This window comes from Pedobacter ghigonis (genome assembly GCF_903166585.1).
Taxonomy (GTDB): domain Bacteria; phylum Bacteroidota; class Bacteroidia; order Sphingobacteriales; family Sphingobacteriaceae; genus Pedobacter; species Pedobacter ghigonis.
In genome coordinates this window covers 338,576-352,152 of sequence record NZ_CAESCM010000002.1, presented here as the reverse complement: position 1 = coordinate 352,152, position 13,577 = coordinate 338,576, and the positions used below count along the sequence as shown (strand labels likewise).

10 protein-coding genes are annotated in these 13,577 nt (G+C 41.4%); 6 read left to right on the top strand and 4 right to left on the bottom strand.

Translation table 11 applies throughout. The annotated features are described in order from the left end of the window. Positions 1-181: 181 nt before the first annotated feature. The 4 genes from lpdA to HWV58_RS04845 form a co-directional block, all read right to left on the bottom strand. Positions 182-1,588 carry a dihydrolipoyl dehydrogenase gene (gene lpdA, locus HWV58_RS04860; protein ID WP_166208615.1) on the bottom strand — a complete coding sequence of 469 codons (1,407 nt, stop codon included), beginning with the start codon at positions 1,586-1,588 and terminating at the stop codon, positions 182-184. Between the two features lie 138 nt (positions 1,589-1,726). Next, a complete protein-coding gene (locus HWV58_RS04855) occupies positions 1,727-2,401 on the bottom strand; it encodes an HAD family hydrolase (protein ID WP_175633003.1) in 675 nt (224 codons plus the stop codon). A 12-nt stretch (positions 2,402-2,413) separates the two neighbouring features. Beyond that, a complete protein-coding gene (locus tag HWV58_RS04850) occupies positions 2,414-3,571 on the bottom strand; it encodes an esterase-like activity of phytase family protein (RefSeq protein ID WP_175633002.1) in 1,158 nt (385 codons plus the stop codon). A gap of 199 nt (positions 3,572-3,770) precedes the next feature. Continuing rightward, positions 3,771-4,601, bottom strand: coding sequence for a DUF6515 family protein (locus HWV58_RS04845; protein WP_175633001.1), 831 nt, complete (start codon positions 4,599-4,601; stop codon positions 3,771-3,773). A gap of 251 nt (positions 4,602-4,852) precedes the next feature. Here HWV58_RS04845 and HWV58_RS04840 point away from each other — a divergent pair, with 251 nt between their 5' ends. The 6 genes from HWV58_RS04840 (at position 4,853) to HWV58_RS04815 (ending at position 13,569) form a co-directional block, all read left to right on the top strand. Continuing rightward, positions 4,853-6,724 carry a CocE/NonD family hydrolase gene (locus HWV58_RS04840; RefSeq protein ID WP_175633000.1) on the top strand — a complete coding sequence of 624 codons (1,872 nt, stop codon included), beginning with the start codon at positions 4,853-4,855 and terminating at the stop codon, positions 6,722-6,724. A 184-nt stretch (positions 6,725-6,908) separates the two neighbouring features. After that, positions 6,909-8,774 carry a CocE/NonD family hydrolase gene (locus tag HWV58_RS04835; protein WP_175632999.1) on the top strand — a complete coding sequence of 622 codons (1,866 nt, stop codon included), beginning with the start codon at positions 6,909-6,911 and terminating at the stop codon, positions 8,772-8,774. 71 nt (positions 8,775-8,845) lie between these two features. After that, positions 8,846-10,498 (top strand): M1 family metallopeptidase, encoded by a 1,653-nt coding sequence (locus HWV58_RS04830; protein WP_175632998.1) that lies wholly within the window; start codon positions 8,846-8,848, stop codon positions 10,496-10,498. Positions 10,499-10,943: 445 nt separating this feature from the next. Next, positions 10,944-11,675 (top strand): head GIN domain-containing protein, encoded by a 732-nt coding sequence (locus HWV58_RS04825; protein ID WP_175632997.1) that lies wholly within the window; start codon positions 10,944-10,946, stop codon positions 11,673-11,675. A gap of 217 nt (positions 11,676-11,892) precedes the next feature. Beyond that, positions 11,893-12,765 (top strand): DUF4261 domain-containing protein, encoded by an 873-nt coding sequence (locus HWV58_RS04820; protein ID WP_175632996.1) that lies wholly within the window; start codon positions 11,893-11,895, stop codon positions 12,763-12,765. A 48-nt stretch (positions 12,766-12,813) separates the two neighbouring features. Next, the gene (locus HWV58_RS04815; RefSeq protein WP_175632995.1) at positions 12,814-13,569 is read left to right on the top strand and encodes a hypothetical protein; all 756 of its coding nucleotides are present in this window, start codon (positions 12,814-12,816) and stop codon (positions 13,567-13,569) included. The last annotated feature ends 8 nt before the right edge of the window (positions 13,570-13,577 follow it).

The window sequence follows — 13,577 nt, the reverse complement described above, 5'->3', positions numbered from 1 at the left end:
GCGGAACGCCCGCCTGCTTCGGGCAGAGAAATATCTACCTCGAGATAGATCTCTCGACTACGTTGCACTCCGCTCGAGATGACGAAAAAGTAGTTAAACAAAAAATCCCGATATAAATACCGGGATTTTATAAGTATAAACATCAAACAGCTACCGAAACAAGTTCAGCATAGCCGATTGATTAAATATGTATCGCTCTGTTATCAGTTGCGGCTAAAGCAGCTTCTTTTAACGCTTCAGTATAAGTTGGGTGTGCATGGCAGGTACGTGCAATATCTTCTGCTGATGCACGGAATTCCATTGCAATAACAGCCTCAGCAATCATATCAGCTGCACGTGGACCAATCATGTGTACACCTAAAACTTCATCAGTAGCGGCATCGGCCAATACTTTAATGAAACCGTCGGTATCCATACTGGCTTTAGCACGACCACTCGCTTTGAACGGAAATGAACCTGCTTTATATTTTGTTCCTTTTTCTTTCAATTGCTCTTCAGTTAAACCAACAGAAGCAACTTCCGGCCAGGTATACACCACACCTGGGATTAAGTTATAATTGATATGCGGTTTTTGTCCGGCGATTGATTCAGCAACATAAGTACCTTCATCTTCGGCTTTATGCGCCAACATTGCACCGGTAATCACATCACCAATGGCATAAACACCTTTAACCGAAGTTTCTAAATGTTCGTTTACCGGAATTTTTTTACCTCTTTCTTCAACAGTGATACCGATTTTATCTAAACCTAAACCTTCGGTATAAGCGGTACGACCTACAGCTACGATGCAATAATCTGCTTCTAAAGAAATAGATTCGCCTTTTGGTGTATCGGCAGTAACAGTTACCGTTTTACCTTTGGTGGTAGCGCCTGTAACTTTGTGTCCCATGTAAAACTCCATGCCTAAAGTTTTCTTTAACACACGTTGAAGTTCTTTACCTAAACCAGCATCCATGGTACCAATAATTGAAGGTAAAAACTCAACTACAGAAACTTTTGTACCTAAACGTGCGTACACAGAACCTAACTCTAAACCAATAACGCCACCACCAATTACAACCATTGTTTTTGGCACTTCTTTAATGTTTAAAGCCTCGGTTGAGGTAATGATGCGTTTTTTATCGATTGGTAAAAACGGCAAAGCAGTAGGTTTAGAACCCGTTGCGATAATTACGTTTTTAGCCGATAAAGTTTCGGTAGTACCATCAGCTTTGGTTACCAGAATGGTATTTTTATCTACGAAAGAACCTACACCTTCGAAAGAATCGATTTTGTTTTTCTTGAATAAATAGGTGATACCTGCTGTATTTTGAGCAACAACATCGTCTTTACGGGCGATCATTTGTTTCATATCAACTTTTAAATCTTTTAAGTTGATACCATGGGTAGTGAAAGTATGGGCAGCATTGTGGTAATGCTCTGAAGAATCTAATAGCGCTTTTGACGGAATACAGCCAACATTTAAGCAAGTACCTCCAAAAGTTTTATATTTTTCTACTACTGCAGTTTTTAAACCTAACTGAGCACAACGGATTGCGCCTACATAACCGCCCGGTCCTGAACCGATAACAACGACATCGTATTGCATAATTTCTTGAGAATTTTGATTAGCCAAATGTAGGGAAAAAAGGTTAAAAGCTGCAAGCGTTGCTGTAACCCAATAGCCAATATGCCCTTAGTTTAGCAGGCCGTTAAGAGATTTGACAGTTAAATGAACCGACTAAAGTTAATGAATGGCGATGAGCTCATTTTCAATGATATATTTTTGGGCATAAGCCATATTCAGGAACAATTGATCGGCCACCCTTAATTTCTGGTGCGCCCGCACATTGGCCTGCACAGCAAAACAGGTAATGCCTGCAGCCATAGCCGATTTCACCCCGTTGATAGTATCTTCAAAAACCAGGCATTCGTCTTTTTGCAAACCCAGGCGCTCCACACACAGGTTATAACTTTCAGGATCAGGTTTTGATTTACTTACATCGCTCCGCGTAATAAACAAACGGAAATATTTTGCCAGACCATTGCGTTCAAAAACAGCTTCTACATCCAATTTCGGACTGGCTGTAACCACTGCAAGCGTAAGCCCTTTTTCGTAAGCAAACTGTACAAACTCCAGGGCATGTGGCATTAACCGGATATCAGTTGTCCTAAATCCCTCAAACGTTACTTTCTCCCTTCGGTCAATAAAGCCATCTAAATCTTCATCAATTTTGTAGCGGTCTATTATGGTTTTTGCATTTTTGGGCAGCGGGATTCCCGCATAATTGCTTAACCAGTCCTTAAAATCAATTTGAACATTGTAGGGGGATAAAAATGTATTCCAGCAATCGAAATGAAATTTCTCCGAATCAATCAATGTACCGTCTAAATCGAAGAGCAGCGCTTTTATTTTACTCATTATAAATTGTAACTAAGGAATAACCTCGAACAGGAAAAACTGCTGGGTTTGCGATTTACTGAAATTATTATCGACGCAAAAAATCAGCGACTGGTTGCCGTTTGATAATTTTGGACCAAAGGTGATGCCCTCGAAATTATCGATATGCCTGTTAAGGGAATCGAAATCAAAAAGCAATTTCTTTTTTAAGGGTTTGGGTGGGTTTTGAATAAAACCAGTATTATCGATTTCATTTTCTGCTCCGTTCAAATCAACCAGAAACAGTTTAATAAACGTATGATCGTCGTGCCCTTTAGCCCAGGCACGTTCCATCACCAGTAAAGTGTGATCGTTTACCGCTAAAATTTCAGATATGCCATTTACATTCCAGTCGTTTTCTACGGTTGGTTTTACCGGCATCGCCCCCAGGTTATAAGCATACTGTGCTGTATTTTGCTTTGTTATGGCATCAAACTTTAAAATCCGGGTAAGCGCTTTATCAAATTCAAAAGCGGCCTGCGGCCCATCCTGGTAAAGCGGTTCTTCTAAACTGGCATAAATGGTTTTATAATGATCAGCATAGGTTACGCCCTCAAACAAGGCATTTTTGCGTGGTCCGTTTTCTCCTTTTGTAAAATGAAAGCCCGCAGGCAAAGGTATCGTATCTAAATACCGGCCTTCCTTAGTAATAAAGGTTAAAGCTGGCTGAACAGTAATGGTATCTCCGTTTTTTAATACACGTTCACCTTCATTACTCCAGATAAAACTTTTCGATTTAGGATTATAACGAACCGACTCACCATCTGCTTTTAAAGTCTTATCTGAACGGTATTGCGGATATTGTTTTCCGTTTTGCTGCTGGATAAAATTTACCCCTGTTACCTGCACAGTATCAATCTTATTATCTTTAATCGTGATTTGCGCAGTGTAAATTCTTGCCGGACTTAACTGTGAAGGATCGTCGCTAATGAGATAGTATTGATTGCTGGCCTCGTCGTAATCAATACCCGATAAACCGCCAACTACTGTATTTTGAAAGGTATGGTTTAACGGCATTACGTATTCATCTAAAAACTTAACCGACGAAATGCTGGTTTCTTTTTGCTTCGCAGCCTGCCTTGTTGCAGAACAAGAAGAGAGCATCACGGCAAAAAACGCATGAATAATAAGCAGATGAGATACAGGTTTCAAATCGGAATATTTAGGCTGTAAAAGTATCGATTTTTGAGCGGCTGTAATACGCGTCACCCTGAATTTATTTCAGGGTCTCTTCTGAGCGCATTTCTGATCGTTTATCTGTTTTGGCTATCAGTTTGTACAAAAGAGTTGTCAACTTTCTGGTAAATTGGTTAGTAAAGTTGACAACTCTTGATCACTACTGGGGATTTGCTTAAAACAACTTACCAATTACACGGTAAGTAATGTTATTGCCGTCTACAATTTCTTCGTAGTACACATCATCAGGCGAAACAAAATATTTCTCGTTTTTAATGGTTACTTCGCGACAACCTTCAGGCAACTGGTTAATGATATCACCAATCTGGTGCGTATCAACAGGGCCGTCAGTTGTATTCAAAATACCGTCTTTACCTGCTACCACATATACCGTTTTACCATCGGCATTTTCTTTCTGGGTGTAGTACACACCTTTATACTCGTAATAATCTACTCCGTTAATGGTAACCAGATTTGCATCAGATGGTAAGCTCGGAACTTCGGCTCCAACCGGAGGGGTTACCACTTCATATTGACTGTTATTTTGTTGATAGAACAATCCGCCAGAATAGTAAAACTGATTGGCACCAAACCAGAACGGATAGTAACCATAAGGCAGCACACCAATCCTGAAACCTAAAAACGGACGATAGAAATTATAATAACTGTAATATGGCCTGTAATAAGGTCTGCCAAACCCCGGACGGTAACCATAGCCCGGCCTGTAACCTGGGCGATAGCCCGGTCTGTTGTAACTATAACCCGGACGTTCTGGCCTGACACCTACCCTGCCTGGCGAAAAGCTGCCCCGGTTTGGAGCTTGCATAGATGGCTGTCTGGAAATAGAACCTCCTCCTCTTGAAGGTCCGATTGAACCCGACCTGCTACCACCACCAGAGCCACCACTCCTGCTTGGCCGTTGGGCAGAAACACTTTCTACGCTTAAAGTTGCAATCATCGCTGCTGCAGCGAAAACAACCAATCCTTTATTCAATAACCTGTTCATTATTTTGTGTTTAATTCGATTATCTATATGACGATGAAAATTCTTAAAAGATTATCCCTTAACAATATTTAACTAAATTTTGATACCATGATGACGAAGACGCTATATTAGTAAAATCCACTTCCACCATCCATCCTCCCTTTTCCATCTTCCATTTTACCTCATTACTAACAAACCTTTTACGGGATGTTTTTTTAGAATCGTACCCGAATCTGCTATCTTTAAATTTTATTCCTAAAAACTAAACTTAAATGAACTTTCCCAGAATTTTCAGTCTCCTAATCTGTTTGTTTATTTCGAATGAATTGCTGGCCCAGCAGAGCGATTCGGCATACGTTAGAGAGCACTACACCAAAATAGAACGCCAGATTCCCATGCGTGATGGGCTTAAACTATTCACCTCCATTTACATACCCAAAAATCAATCCAAAAAATATCCCTTTTTAATTAACCGTACGCCTTATACTGTGGCTCCTTATGGCGCAGATCAGTACAAATTGAGCTTAGGTAATTTTCCGGCCATGATGCGCGAAGGTTTCATATTTGTTTACCAGGATGTTCGCGGCCGTTGGATGAGTGAAGGTACCTTTGCCGATATCCGTCCGCAGGTAAGCGGTAAAAAAACCAAAACAGCGATTGATGAAAGTACCGACACCTACGATACCATCGACTGGCTGGTTAAAAATGTAAAAGGAAATAACGGCAATGCCGGTATTTACGGTATTTCTTATCCGGGTTTTTATTCCACTACTTCGCTGCCCAATGCCCATCCGGCACTAAAAGCAGTTTCGCCACAGGCACCCGTTACCGATTGGTTTGTGGGCGATGATTTTCACCACCGTGGCACCTTGTTTTTAATGGATGCCTTTAGTTTTATGGGCAGCTTTGGTGTGCCGCGTCCAAAACCAATTACGCCAGATAAAGGCCCGAAAGGTTTTCAGTTCCCCATTCAGGATAATTACCGTTTTTACCTGGAAGCCGGATCGGTTAAAAATTTAAAAGCCCGTTATTTTGCCGACAGCATTAAATTCTGGAACGATTTATTTAAACATCCCAATCTCGATACCTTCTGGAAAGCACGCTTAATTACCCCACACTTAACCAATGTTAAACCTGCTGTGATGGTCGTTGGTGGTTTCTTCGATGCCGAAGATGCCTACGGTACATTTGCCACTTATAAAGCTATTGAAAAACAAAACCCTGGTGCAAACAACATTCTGGTAGCAGGCCCGTGGTACCATGGGGGCTGGGTGCGCAGCGATGGTTCTTACCTGGGCGATATTAATTTTGGCAAAACCACCAGTATCGATTACCAGCAACAATACGAATTGCCTTTCTTTAGACATTATTTAAAAGGCGAAGGCGATTTTAACCCCGCCGAAGCCAATATTTTTGTAACCGGCAGCAACGAATGGAAAAAATTTAGCACCTGGCCACCACAGGATGTAGAAACGAAAAACCTCTATTTACACCCTAACGGAAAACTGGCTTTCGAAAAAGTAGGCCGTACCGATAGCTGGGATGAATATGTAAGCGATCCGAATAATCCGGTACCCTATCAGGATGGCGTTCAGGCGAAGCGTACCCGCGAGTACATGATCGACGACCAGCGCTTTGCAGCCCGCAGGCCCGACGTAAAAACTTATCAAACCGATGTTTTAACAGAAGATATTACTTTAACCGGGCCTGTTTTAGCCAACCTGGTAGTTTCTACTACTGGTACGGATGCCGATTATGTGGTGAAACTGATTGATGTTTACCCGGAAGATGCTCCAAACCCTACACCTAACCCTAAAAACCTGATTATGGGCGGTTACGAAATGCTGGTACGCGGCGAAATTATGCGCGGCAAATACCGCAACAGCTTTGAAAAACCCGAGCCTTTTGTACCCGGTGCCATTACCAAAGTAAATTATCCATTGCCTGATGTAGCACATACCTTTAAAAAAGGTCACAAAATCATGATCCAGATTCAGAATTCATGGTTCCCTCTGGCAGACCGCAATCCGCAAAAGTTTATGGATATTTACCAGGCAGAGCCCGGCGATTTCCAGAAAGCAACCCATAAAATTTACCACGACACCTTTAACAGTTCGTTTATTACGATTTCGGTGTTGAAATAATTCCGCTCCCCGGTTCGTGTCCGCACGAACCGGAAGGGCAAAACTGTCATCCTAAGCCTGTCGAAGGATCGCATCCAAATAAAGAAATTTAAATACTAACTTTAATCTCAATAAATAAACATTGCCACCGCATTGGTTCGTTTATCCACCAACCAAATGCAACCAACTTACTTATTCTTAAAAAATGAAATACTTTAAACTCTTTATCATCCTGCTTTCGGCATCTTCTGCCTTTGCACAGGGAGATGCCAATTACCCCAAAGCCAACTACACCAAAAAAGAAGTTTATATCCCCATGCGCGATGGGACAAAACTTTTCACCGCCATTTATACCCCTAAAGATGCAACTAAGGATAAAAAATATCCTATGGTGATGCAGCGCACCTGCTACAGTGTGGCCCCTTATGGCGAAGATAAATTCCCTGCCCGTTTAGGACCATCAGAACTGATGATGAAAGAAGGTTACATTGTGGTTTATCAGGATGTTCGTGGCCGTTGGAAAAGCGAAGGTACCTGGACCAATATGACACCCGTAATCGACAATAAAAAAAACAAAAAAGATGTTGATGAAGGTTCTGACACTTACGACACCATCGATTGGCTGGTTAAAAATGTAGCCAATAACAACGGAAAGGTTGGCCAGTGGGGAATTTCTTACCCTGGTTTTTATACCGCAGCAGGTATTTTAAGTAACCACCCTGCTTTAAAGGCTTCATCGCCACAGGCTCCCATTTCGGATTTCTTTTTTGATGATTTCCACCACAATGGCTCATTTTTACAGAGTTACTTTTTTACCTTCCCGGTATTTGGGGTACAGAAAACCGATACTACTTCTAAAGCCTGGTACAACAACCAGATGATTAACGCTAAAACCAAAGATGGTTATCAATTTGCATTAGATCTGGGCCCTTTAACCAATGCCGACAAATATTATAAAGACAATTTTTTCTGGCAGGAAACGGTAAACCACCCCAATTACGATGAATTTTGGCAAAAACGTGGTTTGCTAAAACACTACAGCACCGTTAAACCAGCGGTAATGGTAGTAGGCGGTTGGTACGATGCCGAAGATTTATCAGGTCCACTAAACATTTACAAAACCATCGAGAAGAAAAATCCGAATGCTTACAACACTATCGTAATGGGGCCTTTTGGCCATGGAAGATGGAGCCGCGAAACCGGTCACACCATGCACAGTAACGTGTATTTTGGCGATAGCATTGCCACTTTCTACCAAAAAAATATCGAAGCTAAATTCTTCAACCACTTTTTAAAAGGCAATGGCGATAAAAACTCGGGCTTACCAGAGGCATACATGTTCGATACCGGCAAAAAAGAATGGGAAACCTTTAGCAAATGGCCTACTGAAAAGGCAAGCAAACAAAAACTCTATTTAGGCGCTGATGGTAAACTGAGTATGACGGCTCCGGCCACAACAGGCTCAGTTAATTATATCAGTGATCCGCTTAAACCGGTGCCCTACACCGAAGATTTAACCACTACACTTGGTTTTACCCCACATAACTACATGAGCGAAGATCAGCGTTTTGCAGGCCGCCGTCCCGATGTTTTGGTTTACCAAACTGATGTTTTGGATAACGATATTACTTTAGGTGGCGAGATCATGTCGCACCTTAAAATTGCCACAACGGGTACCGATGCAGATTTTATTGTGAAGCTGATTGATGTTTACCCAGCCGATGAACCCAACAACGCCTATATGCCAAACAAAAACATCACTTTGAGCAATTACTGGCAAATGGTACGTTCGGAAGTAATGCCGGCACGTTTCCGTAACAGTTTCGAAAAGCCTGAAGCCTTGGTGGCCAACCAAAAAACAGAAGTGAATTTCCAGTTACAGGATGTATTGCACACCTTTAAAAAAGGACACCGCATCATGATTCAGGTACAGAGCACCGCATTTCCGTTGTTTGCCCGCAATCCTCAAAAATTTGTAGATAATCCTTATAAAGCAACCGAAGCCGACTATATTAAAGCTACGCAAACCGTTTTTAACGATAGCTTTATCGAAGTTGATGTAATTAAATAACAAGCCTATTCGCGCGCGTTTCTAACGCGTTCGTAAATAACCAATCGTTTTAAACGATTAATAAAAAACAAATGAAAAAACTATTCACCATTTTAGCGCTCGCGTGCAGTATCTCAGGCCTGCAGGCGCAAATGCTGGGCAAAAACCAGGTAAACTCGCGTGCTGATAGCCTGCGCGGAACCCTTACACCCTTGCGTACCTGTTACGATATCAACTATTACCACCTGGATGTTAAAATCGATATCGACCAAAAATCGGTTAGCGGAAGCAACGAATTTGCTTTCACTGCTACACAGGATTTCACCAAGCTCCAGTTCGATCTTTTCGATAACCTTAAAGTAGAAAAAGTAGTATACAAAGGTGCCGAACTAGCTTTTAAAAGAGAATACAATGCTGTTTTTGTAATCTTCCCAAAGGCAGTAAAAAAAGGAAGCAAAGATAAATTCACTGTTTTTTATTCGGGTAATCCGGTTGTGGCCAAAACACCACCCTGGGATGGCGGTTTCATTTTCAAGAAAGACAGCGCTGGCAACCCCTTTGTTTCGGTAGCCTGCCAGGGACTGGGTGCCAGTTGCTGGTGGCCAAATAAAGATCACCAGAGCGATGAGGTAGACAGTATGCTCATCAGCATTACAGTACCTAAAACTTTACAAGAAATATCAAATGGCAGATTAAGAAACACAGTTGACAAGCCAGATGGTTATAAGCAATACAACTGGTTTGTGGGCAACCCCATTAACAATTACGATGTAAGTTTTTACATTGGTAAATACTCGCACTGGGAAGATAGCTACAATGGCGAAAACGGAAAACTCACCATCGATTACTGGGCTTTACAAACCGACAGTGCAAAAGCACGCCCGCATTGGGATGCAGATGTAAAACCCATGCTAAAATGTTTTGAATACTGGTTTGGTCCCTATCCCTGGTATAAAGACGGTTATAAACTGGTGCAAGCACCACACCTGGGCATGGAGCACCAAAGCGCTGTGGCTTATGGTAACCAGTTTAAACAAGGCTACCTGGGCCGCGATTTAAGTGGCACCGGGCATGGCTTAAAATGGGATTTCATCACCATCCACGAAAGTGGTCACGAGTGGTTTGGCAATAACATCACTTCGAAAGATATTGCCGATATGTGGGTCCACGAAGGCTTTACCAATTACTCTGAAGTATTATTTACCGAGTGTACCGAGAACAAAGCCGCTGCAGATGAATATGTAATTGGATTGCAAAAAAGCATTCGTAACGATATTCCGGTTATTGGTCCGTATGGGGTAAACAAAGAAGGCTCGGGCGATATGTATCCTAAAGGAGCGAACCTTATCAGCACCATTCGCCAGTTAATTAACAACGATGAGAAATTCAGGCAGATTTTACGTGGCTTAGGCAAAACCTTTTATCACCAAACAGTTACTACAGCACAGATTGAGCAATACATGGCCAAACAAAGCGGTTTAAAATTAGATAAGATATTCGATCAGTATTTGCGCTACACCAAAATTCCGGTGCTCGAATATAAAATCAGTAACAATACGCTTTCTTACCGTTGGGTAACCGATGTTAAGGGCTTCGACATGCCGGTACGTGTTACTTTGAAGGCAGGTACTTATACATTGATTAAACCTACCAACGATTGGAAAACCATTGCAGTTGATGCAGGCCTAACTGTGGACAATTTCAAACACGACCCGCTGTTTTATATTAACATTAAGAAGGGTTAGCACATTTACAGAGAAGTCAAGTTTTAAAAACTTGACTTCTCTCAGGTTAATTAAACCTACCAACGATTTGAAAACCATTGCGGTTGATGCAGGCCTAACTGTGGACAATTTCAAACACGACCCGCTATTTTATATTAACATTTAAGAAGGGTTAAGTACAATAACCTATGGAGATCCTAAGTTTAGACGATCGTCATTCCCAACTTGATCCGATAGCTATCGGATGGGAATCTTAAAGCCCATTGCATTAAGATTCCCGACTGCGCGGGAATGACGATCTAGTTCTGGAACCTTTAGATGAGGTCAGATGTTCCCATCTGACATTAAAAATCTGACACCAAATTAGCACGAAATTTTTCACCGGGTGCAACTTTTTAGCCAAACTGCCGTCTTATATTCAAAACCGATTATTCATCATTATTAAAGACCTATAAAATCTATAACCATGAAAAAATTATTTGCCCTATTACTAGCTTCATTTACATTAACTTCTGGCATTAATATAGCAGCATCAGCACATACACCCATCAATGCCGCTAAATCCCTAAAAGACGACCGCGAGGTTAAAAACTTCAATGGTGTAGCCTCGGCAGGGCCAATTAACGTAATTGTAACCTTGGGTAATACCGAAAGCTGCCGTTTAGAAGGAGATGCCGAAGCAATTGCAACCATCGTTACCGAAGTAAAAAGCGGCGTTTTGGTAATCCGCCCACAAACCAGCATTAGAAGCTGGTCTAACAAATATGATGGCAAAAAAATAACAGCTTACGTTACTGCAAAAGAACTGGCCAGCCTAACCGTTAGTGGCGATGGTGGCATAACCGTTAGTGGAAAAATCAGCACAGGTAGCCTAACCACTACAGTTAGTGGCTCTGGCAGCATCAAAGCCACGGCTGATGTAGATAATTATAGCGGTGTTATCAGCGGATCAGGTTCTATCAACATTACAGGTGGTGCCGATCACGCTAAAGTGGTAATTAGCAGCTCGGGTGCTTTTGCCGGTAAATCATTTGCTGTAAAAACACTTTCTACAACCATCAGTGGTTCAGGCACGGTTAATATCGCGGTTGACGAAAGCATCAGAGCGGTAATCAGCGGCTCAGGAAGTGTAAACTATTCTGGCAACCCAACAGTTGATAAAACTGTAATCGGCTCAGGAAAAGTAAGAAAAGTGTAAACCTGATAAAACCTTATTTAAAGAACGTCCCTGCGCAATCAGGGGCGTTTTTTTATGATTTGCATTTTTGCATATACCAATCCTTTTAACGAGCCAACTGTGTAAATATTAAATGCCATTTTTAATAAGATAGGCTATAACAAATCGTAATTGAAAATCATATTCGCAAAAATGAAAAAGAATCTCCCACTATATCCAAAACATGCTAAATTTAGGCATGAATTTATTCAACCCATTTAAAAAGAAAAACACAATAACAGCAGATATTGAACCGATAGCTGAAGATAACCAACCTCAGAACTCCCCGGAAATGCTGATGACCAAGCTTTTATTTTCAGGCAAACCCAACCTCAATGCCGATCAGATTTTAGCGGAAGTAAAAAAGCAAATCGCCAACGTAGATCATTCATTTTCTATAAGCAGCCTTATTTTTTCCTTTCCCGATTATCCTGTTCAGCTGACCGACGCTACCCTCCCTGCACAGCTCAACATCCTGATCCCCGACAGGAATGAAGCTGGAGTCGGCCTTCCCGATACCGCTTTTACTCAAAACTGGCACTGGCCGGAAGCCAATGAGATAGCGCAAAGCTGCCAATACGAAATACTGATTACCGATTTAATGTCGAGAAGCTTAGCCTACAAAGCACGTGTAAATCTGTTTATGGATTTCCTTACGGCTGTAATCAAGGTTACAGAACCCAGTGCAGTATATACCTTTCACGGCGATAAAATATTAAACCCGGTTGCCATTACCAACCTTTGGGAAACCGATAAAGTACAGGCACTGTATGCCTTCTGCAACGTTAGGCTTTTCAATGTAAGTAACGATCCTCAAAACCGCGAATTACTGATGGACACCATTGGCATGCATGCGCTAGGCCTTCCCGATTTCCAGATTAGGTTTACAGCATTTAATGAAAATGAAATGGCCAATTTACTGTGGAGTTACGCCTATCACGTTTACGAATATGGCGACATTATTGAAGAAGTAGACACCATGGAAGGATTAACAGGCTCGAAATGGAAATGTGTAAAACAGCTTTCACTGGTTGCCCCCGAAAGAATGGTGGTAAATGTAATTCCGGCGTAAAAGAGATTTAATAACATTTATATTTGCTTAAACTACTCGCTCCAAGCTATGAAAAAGCTGTTTTTATGCCTATTATTATTTATCCATGTATCAGCTTACAGCCAAAAGCTCGATAAAAAATATCTCCCGCTTGTTAATCATTTTATAGACTGCATCAAAAAGGATAACATTGAAAAGCTAAGTATCAAAATCAGGTTTCCCTTAAAAAGAGAATACCCCCTTCCGCCTATTCAAAACAAGCAGGAATTTATAAAAAGATACAAAGCCATTTTCGATGTAGAATTGACCAGGAAGATTATCAGTTCTAACCCTGAAACAAATTGGGATGATGTAGGTTGGCGTGGAATTATGTTGCTAAATGGCGATGTATGGCTGGATTATGATGGCTACCTAATCAGCGTAAACCATCAGTCAAAATTAGAAAGCGCGGAAAGGGCTCGTTTAATTGCAGTCGAAAAAGCAAAATTACATCCAACAATCCAGGTTTTTGAAGCGCCTGTACTTCTTTTTGAAACAGCAAAGTACAGAATCAGGATTGATAATCTGGGTAATTTCAATTTCCGATATACTTCCTGGCCAATAAAAAGTAAAATGAGCGATAAACCAGCTTTGGTTATTAAAAACGGCAAATTTACTCCCGATGGAAGTGGCGGTAATCATAACTATCAGTTTAAAAGCGGCGATTACGTATACACATGTTACATTACCGTAATGGGCGAAACTGGTGCAGCCCCCGCCACCCTTGAAATTACTAAGGCTGGTAAAGAAATTTTATCTCAGGACGCAAAAAGAATGACTCCTTAATTTTGTAA

Bases quoted from the DNA above. Each gene is read 5' to 3' on its own strand.
- lpdA (WP_166208615.1), bottom strand. From the start codon at position 1,588: ATGCAATACGATGTCGTTGTTATCGGTTCAGGACCGGGCGGTTATGTA.
- HWV58_RS04840 (WP_175633000.1), top strand. From the start codon at position 4,853: ATGAACTTTCCCAGAATTTTCAGTCTCCTAATCTGTTTGTTTATTTCG.
- HWV58_RS04830 (WP_175632998.1), top strand. From the start codon at position 8,846: ATGAAAAAACTATTCACCATTTTAGCGCTCGCGTGCAGTATCTCAGGC.
- HWV58_RS04855 (WP_175633003.1), bottom strand. From the start codon at position 2,401: ATGAGTAAAATAAAAGCGCTGCTCTTCGATTTAGACGGTACATTGATT.
- HWV58_RS04820 (WP_175632996.1), top strand. From the start codon at position 11,893: ATGAATTTATTCAACCCATTTAAAAAGAAAAACACAATAACAGCAGAT.
- HWV58_RS04815 (WP_175632995.1), top strand. From the start codon at position 12,814: ATGAAAAAGCTGTTTTTATGCCTATTATTATTTATCCATGTATCAGCT.
- HWV58_RS04825 (WP_175632997.1), top strand. From the start codon at position 10,944: ATGAAAAAATTATTTGCCCTATTACTAGCTTCATTTACATTAACTTCT.
- HWV58_RS04845 (WP_175633001.1), bottom strand. From the start codon at position 4,601: ATGAACAGGTTATTGAATAAAGGATTGGTTGTTTTCGCTGCAGCAGCG.
- HWV58_RS04835 (WP_175632999.1), top strand. From the start codon at position 6,909: ATGAAATACTTTAAACTCTTTATCATCCTGCTTTCGGCATCTTCTGCC.